General features: G+C 37.2%; 17 protein-coding genes. 2 read left to right on the top strand and 15 right to left on the bottom strand.

What is annotated here, in order from left to right; translation table 11 throughout:
• Window positions 1–139: 139 nt before the first annotated feature.
• Entirely contained in the window at window positions 140–748 is a 609-nt protein-coding gene (gene gerD / locus ACERII_RS04320) for a spore germination lipoprotein GerD (protein ID WP_373640337.1), read from the top strand.
• A 96-nt stretch (window positions 749–844) separates the two neighbouring features.
• Here gerD and ACERII_RS04315 read toward each other — a convergent pair whose 3' ends face one another.
• The 8 genes from ACERII_RS04315 to nirB form a co-directional block, all read right to left on the bottom strand.
• Complete coding sequence (locus ACERII_RS04315) at window positions 845–1,894, bottom strand: Mrp/NBP35 family ATP-binding protein (protein ID WP_373640335.1); 1,050 nt, start codon at window positions 1,892–1,894, stop codon at window positions 845–847.
• A 274-nt stretch (window positions 1,895–2,168) separates the two neighbouring features.
• Window positions 2,169–2,885 (bottom strand): N-acetylmuramoyl-L-alanine amidase CwlD, encoded by a 717-nt coding sequence (gene cwlD / locus ACERII_RS04310; RefSeq protein WP_373640333.1) that lies wholly within the window; start codon window positions 2,883–2,885, stop codon window positions 2,169–2,171.
• Between the two features lie 62 nt (window positions 2,886–2,947).
• Window positions 2,948–3,385 carry a DUF2521 family protein gene (locus ACERII_RS04305; RefSeq protein ID WP_373640331.1) on the bottom strand — a complete coding sequence of 146 codons (438 nt, stop codon included), beginning with the start codon at window positions 3,383–3,385 and terminating at the stop codon, window positions 2,948–2,950.
• Window positions 3,386–3,634: 249 nt separating this feature from the next.
• Window positions 3,635–4,315 carry an N-acetylmuramoyl-L-alanine amidase gene (locus tag ACERII_RS04300; protein ID WP_373640329.1) on the bottom strand — a complete coding sequence of 227 codons (681 nt, stop codon included), beginning with the start codon at window positions 4,313–4,315 and terminating at the stop codon, window positions 3,635–3,637.
• 226 nt (window positions 4,316–4,541) lie between these two features.
• Window positions 4,542–5,369, bottom strand: a complete 828-nt coding sequence (locus ACERII_RS04295) for a formate/nitrite transporter family protein (RefSeq protein ID WP_373640328.1) — start codon at window positions 5,367–5,369, stop codon at window positions 4,542–4,544.
• On the bottom strand, window positions 5,366–6,787 hold the full coding sequence (gene cobA / locus ACERII_RS04290; protein ID WP_373640327.1) for a uroporphyrinogen-III C-methyltransferase: 1,422 nt from the start codon (window positions 6,785–6,787) through the stop codon (window positions 5,366–5,368). The genes ACERII_RS04295 and cobA overlap by 4 nt, the downstream gene beginning before the upstream one ends.
• Before the next feature lie 3 nt (window positions 6,788–6,790).
• Window positions 6,791–7,108: a nitrite reductase small subunit NirD gene (gene nirD, locus ACERII_RS04285; RefSeq protein WP_373640326.1), complete on the bottom strand. Its 318-nt coding sequence runs from the start codon at window positions 7,106–7,108 to the stop codon at window positions 6,791–6,793.
• A gap of 12 nt (window positions 7,109–7,120) precedes the next feature.
• A complete protein-coding gene (gene nirB / locus ACERII_RS04280; protein ID WP_373640324.1) occupies window positions 7,121–9,529 on the bottom strand; it encodes a nitrite reductase large subunit NirB in 2,409 nt (802 codons plus the stop codon).
• Between the two features lie 322 nt (window positions 9,530–9,851).
• Here nirB and ACERII_RS04275 point away from each other — a divergent pair, with 322 nt between their 5' ends.
• The gene (locus tag ACERII_RS04275) at window positions 9,852–11,138 is read left to right on the top strand and encodes a DUF2254 domain-containing protein (RefSeq protein WP_373640321.1); all 1,287 of its coding nucleotides are present in this window, start codon (window positions 9,852–9,854) and stop codon (window positions 11,136–11,138) included.
• Between the two features lie 737 nt (window positions 11,139–11,875).
• Here ACERII_RS04275 and rpsI read toward each other — a convergent pair.
• The 7 genes from rpsI to rplQ all read right to left on the bottom strand — a co-directional run bounded on the left by rpsI (window position 11,876) and on the right by rplQ (window position 16,892).
• The gene (gene rpsI / locus ACERII_RS04270; protein ID WP_373640320.1) at window positions 11,876–12,268 is read right to left on the bottom strand and encodes a 30S ribosomal protein S9; all 393 of its coding nucleotides are present in this window, start codon (window positions 12,266–12,268) and stop codon (window positions 11,876–11,878) included.
• Window positions 12,269–12,288: 20 nt separating this feature from the next.
• The gene (gene rplM, locus ACERII_RS04265; RefSeq protein WP_373640319.1) at window positions 12,289–12,726 is read right to left on the bottom strand and encodes a 50S ribosomal protein L13; all 438 of its coding nucleotides are present in this window, start codon (window positions 12,724–12,726) and stop codon (window positions 12,289–12,291) included.
• Window positions 12,727–13,149: 423 nt separating this feature from the next.
• The gene (gene truA, locus ACERII_RS04260) at window positions 13,150–13,932 is read right to left on the bottom strand and encodes a tRNA pseudouridine(38-40) synthase TruA (protein ID WP_373640317.1); all 783 of its coding nucleotides are present in this window, start codon (window positions 13,930–13,932) and stop codon (window positions 13,150–13,152) included.
• 14 nt (window positions 13,933–13,946) lie between these two features.
• Window positions 13,947–14,747, bottom strand: a complete 801-nt coding sequence (locus ACERII_RS04255; RefSeq protein WP_373640315.1) for an energy-coupling factor transporter transmembrane component T family protein — start codon at window positions 14,745–14,747, stop codon at window positions 13,947–13,949.
• Between the two features lie 3 nt (window positions 14,748–14,750).
• On the bottom strand, window positions 14,751–15,617 hold the full coding sequence (locus tag ACERII_RS04250; RefSeq protein WP_373640313.1) for an energy-coupling factor transporter ATPase: 867 nt from the start codon (window positions 15,615–15,617) through the stop codon (window positions 14,751–14,753).
• Window positions 15,593–16,435, bottom strand: a complete 843-nt coding sequence (locus tag ACERII_RS04245; protein ID WP_373640311.1) for an energy-coupling factor transporter ATPase — start codon at window positions 16,433–16,435, stop codon at window positions 15,593–15,595. The genes ACERII_RS04250 and ACERII_RS04245 overlap by 25 nt, the downstream gene beginning before the upstream one ends.
• Before the next feature lie 94 nt (window positions 16,436–16,529).
• Window positions 16,530–16,892, bottom strand: coding sequence for a 50S ribosomal protein L17 (rplQ, locus tag ACERII_RS04240; protein ID WP_373640310.1), 363 nt, complete (start codon window positions 16,890–16,892; stop codon window positions 16,530–16,532).
• Window positions 16,893–16,904: the final 12 nt, after the last annotated feature.

The following is a 16,904-nucleotide window of genomic DNA, read 5'->3' as shown; positions in this document are numbered from 1 at the left end:
TTATATCTCCCTATTAGGTAAAACTAAACTGCATAATTTGACATAAAAATAACCATATTATTAGTGACTAATTCAACAAATGAACCAAGTGCCTTGCATTTGTTATAGATATAACTTTTCGGGAAAGGAGCCGACTACTGTGAGATATCCGATCAAACGAATATTGCTTTCATTTGGGCTCATTTTCATTTTGTTTATTTCCGGTTGTGCAGCAATGGAAGAGCAAAACTCTTCTCAACCTAGTTATGAAAGCACAAAAAAAATGATGGTTGATATGCTTCAGACAGAAGAGGGAAAAAAAGCAATCCAAGAGGTTTTAAAAGATGATGAAGTAAAAACTGCATTAGTGATGGATCAAGATTACGTAAGAGAAACTATTCAAACAACATTGACTTCTGAAGAAGGAAAAGAATATTGGCAACGTGTGATGCAAGATCCAGAGTTTGCAAAGTCGTTTGCTGAAAGTATGCAGAACGAAAATGAAAAAATCCTCAAAAGTCTGATGAAAGACCCTGAATATCAAGGAATGATGATTGAGGTTTTACAGGATCCTGAAATGGAAGAAGAATACCTAAACTTAATGAAGAGCAAGGAATACCGACAGCAAGTGATGACTGTTATGACAGAGGCTTTTGAAAGTCCTTTTTTCGTTGCTAAAATCAATGAGATATTGTCCAGAGTAGCGGAAGAACAAATGAAAAAACAGGATCCAGAAAAACAAAAAGAAGGTGAAGATGGTAGTGAGTAACTTACACTATAGTGTAGATAGATCACTCCATATACCAAGGTAAAAAAGGCGTTCCTTATGGGAAGCGCCTTTTTTACATAATTTGTTTATATAGATTTACTTCCCTACGCTGTTAATTACTTTTTGTGCCATTTCTAAATATATTTTACCAATTGGGTGATCTTCGGCATAAATAGAAGGCGCAAAGTTTTCTTCCTCTATTTCAGGTTGACCTAATGGAATTTGAGCCAAGACTTCACTATTTAACTCTTTAGCAAGCTTTTCTCCTCCACCTTTACCAAAAACATATTCTTTTTCACCAGATACTTGGCTTTCGAAATAAGCCATGTTTTCAACAACACCTAAAATTTCATGCTCAGTCTTAATAGCCATCGCACCAGCTCTTGCTGCAACGAAAGCGGCAGTTGCGTGTGGTGTTGTAACAATTATTTCTTTGGATGTAGGAAGCATGGAATGAACATCTAATGCTACATCTCCTGTTCCTGGCGGTAAATCTAAAATAAGATAATCAAGATCATCCCATTCCACTTCAGAGAAGAAGTTGTTGAGCATTTTTCCAAGCATTGGACCACGCCAGATAATTGGTGAGTTATCTTCTACGAAGAAGCCCATAGAAATAACCTGAACACCAAAACGGTTTACTGGATAAATACGTTGATCCACCACTTTCGGACGTTCTTCAATTCCCATCATATCTGGAACGCTAAAACCATATATATCTGCATCAATAATTCCTACTTTCTTGCCTTTACGAGCCAATGAAGTTGCTAAATTAACAGATACTGTCGATTTTCCTACTCCACCTTTTCCACTTGTAACAGCGATGAAAGCAGTTCTATCTGTTTGCTCTAATAATGACTTTTTCTGCTCTGTTGCCTGTCCACCATATTGTTGGATATCTTCATCCGCCATTTTTTCAAAGCGCAAGCCTACAGACTCTGCTCCAGCACCTTTTACTGCAGTTACTACTTCCTGTTGAAGCTGCATTTGTTCCGCAGTACCTGGTTGTGCTATTGCTAATTTAAGACTTACCATATTTTCTTTAATTTTAAGTTCTTTTACTGCCTGAAGTTCAATGAGGCTCTTTTTTAAAACAGGCTCTTGGACGCTTTTCAACGCCTGAAGCACTTGTTCTTCTGTTATCATAGTAACACCGCCCTTTATACCAAATATGTATTCGTTCTCACTACTTGTATAGTATATCATATTCCATTTCTAATCATGTTGATTTATATCACATACCTTTTGGACAGGCGCTTTCTCAACGTGCTCAAATTAAAACTTTGTTCAGACCTATCCTTATAATTCGACCTCTCCTTAGTGGTTACCTTATCTAGTATTACAAACTTTGTTCAATTGTATTTCCATTCGCTCCAGCCAGTTCCCTTTTCCTAGGGAGGACTATAAAGGAAAAAAACCCTTACCCTGCATCAGGTAAAGGGTCTTCACTCATATATCGTAATATGCCTTCATAGATGGATGCAGCAACACTTTGTTGGTAATCCTCTGACTTTAACAATTCCGCTTCTGAAGGATTTGATAAAAAACCAACTTCTACTAAAGAACCAGGAATATTTGCTTGTTGTAAAATATATACACTGTTAATCGGTTTAGCTTCTCTATTTGTGTTTTCCAAATTTCTTCTTAATTCGCCTTGAATTTGCTTAGAAAGTGTTTCACTACCTTCGACAGATCGATTATAAAATGTTTGCGCACCACGCCATTTTGGTGATGGAATTGCATTTAAATGGATTGATACAAATAAATCCCCATTTGATTCATTAATTAAGGATGCTCGCCTCCGTAAATCCTCAACCTTACGGGATCTGACTCGTTTGGTACTTTCCGAGGCTAAATCATGATCACCTTCTCTTGTCATGAGAACTAATGCTCCTGATTGCTGCAAATAGTCCCGTAACAAAAAGCTGATTTGTAGTGTAACATCTTTCTCTAACGTACCTGTTTTAGAAGACGCACCTCCATCTATTCCTCCATGACCAGGGTCAATTACAATGACTTTCCCCGAGAGTGGTAAATGCCATCCAGTGGAGTTTTTACTGATAAATTGCATCTCTATAACAGCAATAATTAATCCTATTCCAAATGCAATAGCAATTAGCTTCCAAACCCGTTTCATAAGCTCGTCCCCCTTTGTTCTACTTTCTATATATATGGGACGAGTCTTTTTTTATGATTGTTTTAATGTAAGCGAAGTCGGAATTTTTTCTCGCCTTCTTGGAAGCCCTTATTCCACCATCGTAAAATAAATACTCTACTTTTTTCCCACTGTATCCGTTCCTCTTCTTCCGTTAAGGAAAACCAAGAGGAGAACTGACTTGTTGTTTGTCCTATATACGTCTCTAGCTCCTCTTTACAGCGTTCTTGTACGCGTTCTTGTGATTCACCGAAATAACCAAAACGTCCATATTCTGAGCCTAAAAGATACGCGTCTATTCCAATGTCTAGACAGTAATCAATCAGATACAGTTTACCAACTGACTGACCCACGAGATTATGGAAAAATTGATCGTGTACATCTTTTCTCATATCATCAATGGATAATGTTCGAAGCATACTCCGTTCAAATTTCCATTGCTTCTTTCGCCTTCTTTCACCTAAGTCTGTTACCACGTTCATCTCCGCATCGCCTCTGTCCTTTTTTTACTCTTATTGTTTATTGTCTAGAGTATTTCATAAGGACAAATACTTGGAACGCATAGTGAATTGTGTCCATGGAAATTATTCTATTGTATAAAAGATATCTTACTAAGCGAAGAGAAAGTAGCAGCAAATGGAATACAAGCCAATAAAATTAGCAAATCATTATATTATGACTTCTAATAATACATGTATTTTCAGGTTAGACTAAATCATTATTTCCGTTTACTACTCACTAAACCCGATCTTAGTCCAATCAAACAAACTTCCTGGATCCTGCTTTCTTCCAGGAGCATATTCATCATGACCAATGATATGTCGTCTATCTTGTTTAATATCTGGATACCTTACATATAGAACTTCTAATAAATTATTTAGCGAAACATATTGCTCCTCTGTATATCCAATAAATTCTGGATGAATTGTTTGGTATGCCTCACTAGTCATAACAGGAAGCATTTCTTCTTCTGTTCCTATAGCAAGAAGCTCGATTCCTATTGAATACGCATTTAAACTATTTTCATACAAGGGATAATCAAACAGAAACCCCGCTCCTGCATGATAAGCTACACGACCTTCTTCCACTAATTGAATGATTTCACCATCTCTGTCGATTACATAATGGGCTGAAACCCCATACTCCATAAATATCGAATGAATTTCCTTTAAATTAAAGGGGTCTTGTTGATTTCTAGATGCGTTATTCATAAAATGAATCACTACATGTGTGATATTTTCTGATCTCTCTTCTGAGTTTTCTAAAGAAAGAAGGTTCTCTGTAATAGTAATGTTTAAAACTTCTTCTTGAAGTTCGGCCATTGTCTCTACTTCCATTGGTTCCTCTTCCTCAGAAATTGAAGAACATCCAATAAAACTAAGTATAAATAATAAAAAAATAAATTTCTTCATAGCAATTCTCCAAGCTGTAGTGTAAATGTAGTCTCTCCAATATAATTTTAGGTAATTATATCATATAGCATCCCTGTTCCACTGCCATAAAAAGTAAAGAACAAATCAATTAATGATCATACATTAGTAGACCTTGCCATATTATTTTCTTCAAATTTATATTTCATAAAAAAAGCTCTCAACTTATATTAGTTGAGAGTTCCTTATTATCTTATGGTGGTTTCTTTTATTGTGCTTTTTCTAGAGAGTTTTTATTAGTACTAATAGAAAATTTTTCTTTCGTTTTCTCTGCTGGTGCTGAAATACTATACCAATATGCCGCTCCTACAAACACAATTCCACCAATCATATTTCCAATAGTAACCGGTATTAAATTTGCACCCATACCCATCAAAGAAACTGACTCAGGACTTGGCACTAGTAAAGCAACGGAGAAAAGTGTCATATTCGCAATACTATGTTCGAAGCCAGAAGTAATAAAAGCAAACAAGCACCAGAAAATCATGACTAACTTCGCTGTTTCACTCTTTAATTTCATAGAACACCAAATCGCTAAACAAACAAGAATATTACAAAGTATACCGCGAATAAGTAATTCCATAAACGGAGCAGTCATTTTATCACTAGCTATATTCGTAATAAAAGTAGCTGTGTTACCTGTAGCTAATCCTGAATAAAAATATAACACAGCAACAACTATGGAACCCGCGAAATTTCCCAAAAAACTATATGTCCATATTCGGTACGTCTCAGGCCATGTCGTTTTTTTCTCTAATGTACCAATCGTCATGATCATGTTATTCCCAGTAAATAAGTCCGCACCTGCCATCAATACTAAGCTTAAGGCAATACCAAATGAAATTCCCATAACAATTCTCGTACCTGCAAAACCAGTAGGTTCAAGAATACCACCTATTGTAAAAATAAGAATAATTCCCAAACCCACAAAAAATCCAGCTAGCATCGTTGATACAAAATACCTACTTTTACTTGAATTATATTGATCAACTCGACTTTTAGCCGCTTCACTAAATCCTACTATAACTTCTTTCATTCTTTTTCACACCTTATACAGTAATTACATAACTCCGATTGGATAGACTGGTCGATTGATAGAACCCCACGAGCATTAGCATACTCTTTTACTGATTCTCCTATATACGCAAAAGGAGTTGATTGGTACTCTAGACCTAATCGCTTTCTTTCATTTAAATAAAAATCCACAGACGTCTCTGTAGTAAATATAACAGTATTCCAGTCCTCTTCTCTTAACATCCTCTCATTAACTTCCGTAAATCTATTATCTTGAACTAACTCATGTATATAATAAATATTAGATGTTCCCCCACTGATGCTTCCTACAGGTTTTGTCTGAAGTATTGAAGCTGAAGATTTACTTTCGATTTCTTTTCTACCTTTCAAACCAACTTGAGATAAAACTGTACTCGCACACTCCTCTACAAAACCAAGTTTACGTGGCAATTCCCAAGTTGTGTAGTCATTTTTTACTAACTGCTGTAAAAATGAAGTGACCGTTTCTGCGGTTGAAAAAACAAGTTGTTCCGATGATATAATCTCCTCTATCTTTTCTTTCGATAAAACAAGTTCCTTTTTTAATATCGTTGGAATTGTATACGCTTCAGCACCTTTATTTGAAAAATATGCTTCTATCTCTTGACCAGTAGAAGTATCGTCCACAATTAGTACCTTTTTATTAAAGAATTCTTGTTTTTCAAACCACGACAATTTCGAACGTAGTTTTACAACATCACCAACAATGGTCATAGCTGGGTTCTTGATTCCCTCCTTAGCAATAGTATCACTTATTGTTTTAAGGGTTGCTACGGCAACCCTTTGCTTCCCTAGTGTTGCCCACTCTATTACTGCAACCGGAGTATCTGGATCTTTTCCCTCATCCATTAACTGCCTACAATTTACCTCTATATTTTTGACACCCATATAATAAGCAATCGTGTCTCCTAGATTTTCACTTTTGGCATCATACATGCAATTTTTATCGGAACGATGGCCTGTTCTTATCGTGAAACAATTACTGTAATCTCGGTGTGTCACTGGAATACCTGCATAGGCCGCAGCAGCAACGCTTGATGTTACTCCAGGAACAATCTCAAATGGGATGTTGTAATTTGAAACAGCTTCCGCTTCTTCTCCCACTCTCCCAAATATCGAAGGGTCTCCCCCTTTTAAACGAACAACGTATTTTCCTGATAAAGCATGGTAAATGATCTGCTCATTGATTTTCTCTTGTCTTAACGTGTGTCTATCAGGAAGCTTGCCACAGTATATAAATTCACAAGTATCTTTTGCATGGCGTAGTAGTCTTGGATTAGCTAACCGGTCATAAAGAATGACATCTGCTTTGTTTAATCTGTCCAAACACTTTTGTGTCACTAGCCCCATATCACCAGGGCCTGCTCCCACAAAAGATACATACCCATTTTTTGTACCCATTGTTTACACCTTCACATAAACGTAGTCATTAAATATCTCAGTTTCATACGTTTCTACTTTTCCATCATCCGGTTTTTGCACTTCGCCTGTTCTAAGTGATACTTTCCAATCCTGCAATGGACAATACACATAGTCTCCAGAGACAATTCCTTCTGCTAAAGGTCCATTAGTATGTGGACATCTACTTCCGATCGCATATACTTCACCATTCGTTAAGTGAAACAAGGCGATAGACTTATCCTTTATATGCAATTCCTTACCTATTTGTTTCGGAAGATCATTTACCTTCATTACTTTTATTCGCTCTTTCGTCGCAATCATCTAAATAACCTCCTATACTCTCGCAACTTCATACAGCTTTTGTTTCTTATCATTCGTTAAAACACTACTCCACGCTTCCTGATACGTTCCTTTTGCAATGTCAAACTCCTCAACGAGAGTTACTCTTCTTTCCTCGTCCATGATCGTATCAACAATGACGTTTACTCCTAAGCGCTCCGTCCAAGTAGATGTACGTTCTCCATAAACACCAGTTTTTCGATAGTATTGTACATAAGCTTTAGCAAATGCGATAACTTCCTCTTCTGTTGTTACCGTTGTTAAGAAGTCACATTCTCTCACTTCTGTACCACCATTACCACCGAAGTATAATTGAAACCCGTTTTCCACACAGACAATTCCGAAGTCTTTTGTAAGTACTTCTGCACAGTTACGTGGACAACCAGTTACGCCCATCTTCATTTTGTGTGGAGTATCGACCATCTCAATCGCCTTTTCTAAATCAATTCCTAATTGTAAGGAGTCTTGTGTACCAAAACGACAAAATTGGGATCCAACACAAGATTTTACATTTCGAAGTGATTTCGAATATGCATACCCCGATCTCATACCAAGGTCTTTCCATACATGAGGTACATCTTCTTTTTTAACCCCATATAATCCAATCCGTGATGCGCCAGTAATTTTTACTAAAGGAACTTCGTATTTTTTAGCAACTTCTCCGAAACGAATTAGGTCATCTGCAGTTGTTGTTCCCCCATACATTCTAGGAATAACAGAAAACGTTCCATCATTTTGAATATTTCCTTCCATTCTTTCATTCACGAACCTCGATGCTTTATCATCTTCATAGTCATTTGGATATAGCATTCTCATATAGTAGTTCAATGCAGGTCGGCATTTCGAACAGCCTTCCAATTGTGTAAACCCTAACACATGACGTACTTCACTTGGATGTTGTAGTCCTTTTGCTTGTATTTCTGCTACCACTTCGTCTCTTGATAATGTTGTACAAGAACACATCCCTGTTTTCTGTGCACTTGCATCAAAACTATCTCCTAACGTATGGGCTAAAATTGCTTCTACTGTTACTTTACATTTTCCGCAAGATGCACCTGCTTTTGTACACGTTTTTACCTGGTCAAAAGTGGTAAGCTCCTCCTCTTTGATTGCTTGAACAATGGTGCCTTTTGTGATTCCATTACATCCACAAACAGTTTCATCAGCTGCCATTTCTGCTACCATAGCCGCTTCACTTGCAACTTCCCCTGCTTTTTGAATAACAGATACGCTTGTATATTCACTTATATCTGTTCCCTTTTTTAACATGGAGAATAAGCGATTCCCATCCGATGCATCTCCATATAAAACAATACCTATGATTTTTTTGTCTGTTACGAGAATTTTTTTATACACTCTAGCAAATTGATCATGAACAATAATTGCTTCTGTTTCATCATCCTCATGGATTTTTCCAGCAGAGAACAAATCACAGCCTGCTACTTTTAATTGTGTGGCCAGAATACTTCCTTTGTATCCCCCTGAGAGAGTATGAGTGAGAAATCTCGCTAACTCCACACCTTGTTCATACAATGGTGCAACTAGTCCGTATGCAATACCATTATGTTCCGCACACTCACCAACTGCATAAATAGATGGACAGGATGTTTCCATATAATCATTTACGATAATACCAGAATTAGTTGCTAATCCCGCTTCTTTTGCCAATGCTATATTCGGGCGAATTCCAACAGCCATAACAACCAAATCACATTGCAACGATGTTCCATCGGAGAATGATATGCCTTCAACATAATCTGTTCCTAGTATCTCCGTTGTTTGTTTTTCCATTAAAAACTTCATACCTTGAGCCTCTAAATCTTTTTTTAGTAATCTTGCTGCGGCGGCATCTAGCTGTTGCTCCATTAATGTAGGAAGTAGATGAACAACATGAACCTCCATCCCTCTATCAATCAAGCCCCTTGCCGCTTCTAGACCTAGTAATCCACCCCCAATTACTACTGCTTTTTTCTTCATTTTTGCTATATCCATCATTTTTTGTGTATCTTCTATTGTGCGGAATCCAATTACTCCTTCTAGATCCTTTCCAGGTAAAGGTAAAATAAACGCACTAGAGCCAGTTGCGATAATTAACTCATCATACGGTACAATATTTCCTTTATCCGTTTCCACATGTTTCATTTCTGTATCTATTTTCGTCACTCTTTCTCCAGAGTGTAATGTGACATTATTTTGATCGTACCAATTCCAATCGTTTATGTTTATTTCATCAAATGTCGTTTTCCCCTGTAAAACATTGGAAAGCATAATGCGATTATAATTAGGATGCTTCTCATCACCTATTACAGTAATCTCAAAACTATCTCTATCAATTTTCAGAATTTCTTCTAAACAACGTATTCCAGCCATTCCATTACCGATCATTACTAGCTTTTTCATCACTATGATCCCCTCTCCCAATTGTGAATAGTTTCACAATTTGTTTTCTGTTTTTAAAATACCACATGGGATAGAGTTTCATTGTGATTAATATCACATACAAAGAAGATACGGAAAGTTAGACACAATTTAGTAAGAAGATGTTCATGGAAACGATACAATTAGTATTATTTCACACGACTATTCAACAAACAGTATGAAGCAAATTAAAACGGCAAAAATAAGGTGGAATCAAAACAAGTATTTTTATTAGGTCATAATTTTTAGAAGTGTCACACAAAAAACATGGTTAAAATAGATTTAGCACTTGTTAGGAGAGATTTATTTGTTAAAAAGAATAACATTACAACTGAAAGATAGTATCTGGGTACGCCCTTTAGTATATTGCATAATTTCACTCGCTATTTCACTTTTAGTAATTTATGTAGATGTAGAATTAAATGACTTTCTAAACAACCATATTCCTAGATATTTATTAACTAGTGTAGATTTAGCTCACGTTATCCTTGGTACAATTTCTGCAGCTTTAGTAACCATGACAACAATAACCTTTTCAACGATCATGGTTGTCTTAACTACGTATACGTCACAATTTTCTCCAAGAATTTTGAAGGGCTTTTTAACAAAACCATCTACCATGCGAGTGTTGGGAATTTTTCTTGGTGGCTTCGTTTATTCTATTCTCTCCTTACTATTCATGAGAAATTCAACCATTGATAATGAAGTTATATCAGCAACGATAGGAGTGCTCGTGGCATTTATTTGCTTAGGATTTTTCGCCTATTTCATACATAATGTGGCTTCCTCAATCCAAGTAAACAATTTACTTAATCAACTTTCCATAGACGCTATCAATACAGTCCAAAGAGAAAAAGATGCTTATAAAAGCTACAAGACTAAAACGGTCAATATAATCTCCAAATCTGTGGACTATCCTGATAGTCTTGAAGTGAATGGAAAAACCTTTGGGTATATTCAGCTAATAGATTTTCAAGGATTGTTCTCTTTAGCCGTTGAAAATGGATATCTGATAGAACTAAATCAGCACATCGGGCATTATGTGACTAACAAAAGCAAGTTGCTAACGATACACCACCATGGAGGTAAAATCGATTTTGATATTCATGATTACATTACTATAGGGGATGATCGAACATCCGTTCAAGATGTTGAATTCTGCTTACTGAAGATCGTAGAAATAGCCTTACGAGCTATTTCCCCAGGCATTAATGACCCTAACACAGCAATTGATTGTATTCGTTTTCTTAGAACTCCCTTAACGGAGGCCTTAAATGAAAGAAGTAACTACATCGTTTTCCTCGATGAAAAAGAAAGAGATCGTCTTATCAAAAAACAAGAGAGCACCGAACAGTTACTCTATACGACCTTTTACCAAATTAGTCATTATGGAAGACAAGATGTATCTATCCTCTTAGCTATATTGGATACACTGATTTTTGTTGCCAACCATAGTAGTCATAAAATAAGAATGGAGATAAAGGCATTTATAGAGTACGTAACAGGAAAGTTTGATGAAAGCCTTCTAGAAGAGTTAGATCGCAAACAAGTTAAGAAAATGCTGATGCAAGTTGATATTGTGTTAGAGAAGTGATTGATGAAGCTAGGGGATTTCTAACCGCGCTTTCTTGACAACTCGAGGCTGCTCCAACCTAGTTTTGTCAAATAAGACGCGCTTGATTGACAACTCATCCCTTCTGCACCTTGGTTTTGTCAAATAATACTCGTTTGATTGACAAAATGACACTTCTTCAACCCTGTTTTGTCAAATAAGACTCGTTTGATTGACAACTCATCGCTTCTGCACCTTGGTTTTGTCAAATATCACGCGCTTGATTGACAATTTAACGCTTCTTCAACCCTGTTTTGTCAAATAAGACTCGTTTGATTGACAACTCATCGCTTCTGCACCTTGGTTTTGTCAAATATCACGCGCTTGATTGACAATTTAACGCTTCTTCAACCCTGTTCTGTCAAATAAGACTCGTTTGATTGACAACTCATCGCTTCTGCACCTTGGTTTTGTCAAATATCACGCGCTTGATTGACAATTTAACACTTCTTCAACCCTGTTTTGTCAAATAAGACTCGTTTGATTGACAACTCATCGCTTCTGCACCTTGGTTTTGTCAAATATCACGCGCTTGATTGACAATTTAACACTTCTTCAACCCTGTTTTGTCAAATATCACGCGCTTGATTGACAATTTTCAGCTATTCTTACCCCAACTGTCGCGCAACACACTCTCGGCGCCCTCCCACAACAAACGACAAAACAAAAAGACCCCCAACCATAAATGGTTGAGAGTCTTGAACTCCACAATAGCAATATTAACGTTTTGAGAACTGAGGAGCACGACGAGCTGCTTTAAGACCGTATTTCTTACGCTCTTTCATACGAGCATCACGAGTCAAGAAGCCAGCTTTCTTAAGAGATCCACGGTACTCAGGGTCTGCACCTAAAAGTGCACGTGCAACACCATGACGGATTGCTCCCGCTTGTCCTGTGTATCCTCCACCTTCAACAGTAACAAGAAGATCATAAGTGCCCTCTGTTTGAGTTTCAACAAGTGGTTGTTTAACAATTAATTTTAAAGTTTCTAGGTTAAAGTATTCGTCGATGTCTCTTTTGTTGATTGTAATGCGTCCGTCTCCAGGAACTAAACGCACACGCGCAACAGAGTGCTTACGACGACCTGTTCCATAATATTGAACTTGTGCCAAGTAAATTACCTCCTTCTATATTAACCGCGTAGCTCGTAAACTTCCGGCTTTTGTGCTTGGTGTGGGTGTTCGCTTCCTGTATAAACGTGTAATTTCATACCTTGTTTACGACCTAAAGTATTCTTTGGAAGCATACCTTTAATCGCTAATTCAAGCATTTTTACAGGGCTTTTGTCTAACATTTCTCCAGCTGTCATTGATTTAAGTCCACCTGGGTGTTGGCTATGACGGTAATAAATCTTTCCAGCTAATTTGTTTCCTGTTAAATGAATCTTTTCCGCATTGATTAAGATAACGTGATCTCCTGTATCAATATGCGGAGTGTATGTTGGTTTGTTTTTTCCGCGAAGGATGCTTGCAACCTCACTCGCTAAGCGACCAAGTGTTTTTCCTTCTGCGTCCACAACATACCACTTACGTTCTACTTCGTTTGGCTTTGCCATATATGTCGTACGCATTTATTTTTCCCTCCTAATTAACTATCACAAAAACATTCTGTCATTTCAACTTTTCATTCATTCGATTCCGTACCCGGGGCTAGTGGGCATAGAATACCATAGATCATCATATAACATCTAGATTCCCATGTCAATAAAATGTTACACCAGGATTCGTTGTCTTTTTAAATTTTTTTCAGCTTTTGTATCTGTCTACACTGAAAATACGTGTTAGCAAGTGGATTAAAACTATATGGCATTACTAATATTGTTGGTTTGTATTCCATTCGCTTCTGCCTGCTCGCTGTCCTGTGGGGAGCTACCAAGCCACCTTCATCAATTCCGCCTAAGTACTTGCCCAAGTCTTTTGAGCAATGGTATCATGTCACCATCCTTGCTCCCGTCACTACAGTGTCTCACCACAGCATCATCAAAAAGACAATATTACCCTCCTGATCCATTACTTAACACTCTCTTTAACTCTTCCTCTTCATAAAATACTTGAACTAAATAGAGTCCATTTCCTGGTATTGTTGGTCCTGATTGGAATCGGTCCTTCGCTTCTAATATGCGAGATATCTCTTCAACAGCAAGATTTCCTTTTCCAACCTCCAACAAAGTTCCTGTTAGAATACGAACCATCTGATATAAGAACCCACTACCAATATACCGAAATATCAAGTCGTCTTCCTGTTTCTCAATACTGATAGAGTAAATCGTTCTTACTTTATTTATTACCGAAGTTTTCGGCGATGAAAAGCTTGTAAAGTCATGTGTTCCTTCCAGCAACTTTGCTGCCTCCAACATAGTATTATATGAAAGTCTTTCTGAAAGGTGATACTTATAATGTCTATTAAAAACATCTTTTTCTTTACTAGTATGGACAATATACTTGTATTCCTTACCTATGGCACTATATCTTGCTTGAAATTCCATATCCACATACTCTACTTCTCGTATATATATATCATCAGGCAAAAGACTATTTAAAGCTCTCGGCCAACGCTCAACAGGGATAGATAAAGGGGTGTCAAAGTGGATTGTTTGGCCGATTCCATGTACTCCTGCATCTGTACGACCAGAACCATGTACCTTCCAATGATCTACTTTATGTATTTTTGCTAACGCTTTTTCAAGTTCACCCTGGACGGTTCTACTTGCTGGCTGTACCTGATATCCTGAAAAATGAGTTCCGTCATAAGAGATAATCCCTTTCACTCGTTGCATAAGCCCCGACCTCCTTACAACCAAATTGTGACAATTGTTACTATAGAATAGATGGAAAAAATAATGACTGCAATCGTATCAATTTTTGTCCATCGTAATAGTCTAAATTTTGTCCGTCCTTCCCCTCCAGCATACCCTCTAGCCTCCATTGCTATTGCCAATTCTTCGGCTCTCTTAAATGACTGTACAAACAAAGGAACAAGAATAGGAACGAAAGCACGGACTCTTTTCCACAGCGAACCTTTTGTAAAGTTTGCTCCTCTTGCCATCTGTGCTTTTATAATTTTCACCGTTTCTTGTAATAAGGTTGGTATGAATCGGAGTGCAATCGACATCATAAAAGCTAGTTCATGCGTTGGAAAACCTAGCTTTTGGAATGGTTTCAGTAATTGCTCTAATCCATCCGTCAAAGTAACCGGTGTTGTTGTTAATGTTAGTAATGTAGCCATTGTAATGAGTGTTAACAGTCGGATTGCTACGATGGATCCCTCAATTACTCCCCCTACATAAATAGTTATAATAGGAGTATCTAATAGAACAGGACCTTCTCTCGTCATAAATAGATGCAGGATAAACGTAAATAAAATTAAGATTGCGATAAAACGCATTCCCTTTAAATAAAATCGTAAAGGTACTTTTGCAAAGAGAAAGGAAAGTACAGCAATTGTAATAGATGCAAATAGTACGATAGGATGGCGACTTAAAAATAGGAAGAACATAAATAGAAGTAAGCATATCATCTTTGCACGAGGATCCATTCGGTGCACATAAGAATTCCCTGGTACATATTGACCTATAATTATATTATCTAGCATTTCCTATTGTACCTTCCTTAAAAAGGATATAATCTCTTGGACTGTTTCATCAAACGTATATCGTTGCGTGTTCATAGCTTCTCCACTTATCTCCTTTAGTCTTTCTAATAAGGCTACTGTTTCCGGAACAGATAGATCAAGGTCATATAACATCTCTTTTTGTTGAAAAACATGAGTGGGTTCTCCTTGAAAATGAACTTCTCCATTGTTCATAACGATAATATGATCTCCATACAAAGCTGCATCCTCCATATGATGTGTTACAAGAACAATAGACCGTTCTTCCTTCTCTAAATACCAACTATAAAACAAATTCATGATCTCAACCTGACCTTTAGGATCTAAGCCTGCTGTCGGCTCATCTAAGACCAGTATATGAGGTTCTATAGCTAAGACACCTGCAATAGCAACTCTTCTCATTTGTCCTCCACTGAGCTCAAATGGAGACCTGTCAAATAAATCTTTTCCAATCCCTACGTTTAATAGCATTTCTTCTGCTTTTTCTCTCGCTTCCTTCTTTGAAAAACCAAAGTTTATTGGACCATAGGCGACATCCTGTATAACGGTTTCATGAAATAGCTGATGCTCAGGGTATTGAAAAACCATCCCTACATGCTTTCGTAAGTCATACATCTGTTTTTGTTTTGTTTCCTTTGTAATAACCCAATTTCCTACATGCAAACTACCCCTTGATGGCTTTAATAAACCATTTAATAATTGAACAAAGGTAGATTTTCCAGAACCTGTGTGACCAATGATAGCTGTATAAGAATGATGTTTTATATGTATATTGATGTTATCGATCGCTTTTTTTTCAAACGGAGTTCCCGCCATATAAGTGTAACCTATATCTTCTGCTTTAATTTCCATAGATAATCCACCAATTCTAGTTCAGACGTAAATGAATTTGGGAGTTCTACCCCGTTATTTTTTAAAGCATGAATTACTTTAATAAAAAAAGGCTGGGTTAAATTAGCACTTTCTAATAGTTCTTGATTTTGAACAATTTCTAAAGGTTGTCCATCCGCAATTATTTCTCCTTGTTTCATTACTAGCATACGATCTGCAAGGATGGCTTCATTTAAATCGTGAGTAATTGTAATCAGTGTCATATCTTTCTTCTTTCTTAGTTTTTGAACATGCTGAAGAACTTCCTTTCTTCCAACAGGATCAAGCATGGAAGTAGCTTCATCCAATACTAATATGCTCGGTCTCAACGCTAGAGCACCAGCTAGAGCCACACGCTGTTTTTGACCACCAGATAAATGATGAGGTTCCTTTCGTTCTAAACCAGTTAAATTCATTATATCAATGCTTTCTTGTACGATCTTGACCATCTCTTCGTGAGGTACTCCTGCATTTTCTAGGCCAAATGCTACATCATCTTCTACTGTTGGGGCAACGATTTGATTATCCGGATTTTGAAATACCATCGCTACATTTTTACGGATATCTTGATGCGTTTCTTCTTCTCTAGTATTTATCCCGTTTATCAGAACATCCCCTTGATCTATTGGGTAAAACAAAGCATTCATAAATTTGGCCAATGTAGATTTACCTGAACCGTTATGGCCTACGATCGAGACCCATTCATTGGGTTTAATGCTTACATTTATATTTTTCAGAACATGTGGCTCTGATTTCCGGTATTGAAACGATAGGTTATTAATCTTTATAACTTCTTTCATAACAATCACCACCTATATATGTACAAAAAAAGGGCACAGAACCTAATCTAAGCAGATTTGGTGTCTCGCCCTTTGAAGAATTAATCTGTATTAATTACACAAGCTCAATAATAGCCATTTCCGCACCGTCACCACGGCGTGGTCCAAGCTTAAGTACGCGTGTATAACCACCTTGGCGCTCCTCATAACGAGGTGCGATATCATCAAATAACTTTTGAACTGCACTTGTACCAGCTTCTGCATCCGCAACCTCGTTACGAACAAATGCAGCTACTTGACGACGAGCATGTAAGTCTCCACGTTTACCAAGAGTGATCATTTGATCTACGATAGAACGAAGCTCTTTCGCTTTCGGTACTGTTGTTTCAATACGCTCATTGATGATTAAATCTGTAGCTAAGTCACGGAATAATGCTTTACGTGCACTGCTGTCACGACCTAATTTTCTATAGCCCATGAGTGTCCCTCC

Source organism: Evansella sp. AB-rgal1, assembly GCF_041820985.1.
Classification (GTDB): Bacteria; Bacillota; Bacilli; order Bacillales; family Salisediminibacteriaceae; genus Evansella.
Note: the sequence above shows the minus strand (reverse complement) of the source record. Positions and strands in the feature narration are given on the sequence as shown.

Excerpts from the sequence above, each read along its gene's own strand:
- ACERII_RS04315 (WP_373640335.1), bottom strand. The coding sequence starts at position 1,894 with ATGATAACAGAAGAACAAGTGCTTCAGGCGTTGAAAAGCGTCCAAGAG.
- cwlD (WP_373640333.1), bottom strand. The coding sequence starts at position 2,885 with ATGAAACGGGTTTGGAAGCTAATTGCTATTGCATTTGGAATAGGATTA.
- ACERII_RS04305 (WP_373640331.1), bottom strand. The coding sequence starts at position 3,385 with ATGAACGTGGTAACAGACTTAGGTGAAAGAAGGCGAAAGAAGCAATGG.
- ACERII_RS04300 (WP_373640329.1), bottom strand. The coding sequence starts at position 4,315 with ATGAAGAAATTTATTTTTTTATTATTTATACTTAGTTTTATTGGATGT.
- ACERII_RS04295 (WP_373640328.1), bottom strand. The coding sequence starts at position 5,369 with ATGAAAGAAGTTATAGTAGGATTTAGTGAAGCGGCTAAAAGTCGAGTT.
- cobA (WP_373640327.1), bottom strand. The coding sequence starts at position 6,787 with ATGGGTACAAAAAATGGGTATGTATCTTTTGTGGGAGCAGGCCCTGGT.
- nirD (WP_373640326.1), bottom strand. The coding sequence starts at position 7,108 with ATGATTGCGACGAAAGAGCGAATAAAAGTAATGAAGGTAAATGATCTT.
- rplM (WP_373640319.1), bottom strand. The coding sequence starts at position 12,726 with ATGCGTACGACATATATGGCAAAGCCAAACGAAGTAGAACGTAAGTGG.
- truA (WP_373640317.1), bottom strand. The coding sequence starts at position 13,932 with ATGCAACGAGTGAAAGGGATTATCTCTTATGACGGAACTCATTTTTCA.
- ACERII_RS04255 (WP_373640315.1), bottom strand. The coding sequence starts at position 14,747 with ATGCTAGATAATATAATTATAGGTCAATATGTACCAGGGAATTCTTAT.
- ACERII_RS04250 (WP_373640313.1), bottom strand. The coding sequence starts at position 15,617 with ATGGAAATTAAAGCAGAAGATATAGGTTACACTTATATGGCGGGAACT.
- ACERII_RS04245 (WP_373640311.1), bottom strand. The coding sequence starts at position 16,435 with ATGAAAGAAGTTATAAAGATTAATAACCTATCGTTTCAATACCGGAAA.
- rplQ (WP_373640310.1), bottom strand. The coding sequence starts at position 16,892 with ATGGGCTATAGAAAATTAGGTCGTGACAGCAGTGCACGTAAAGCATTA.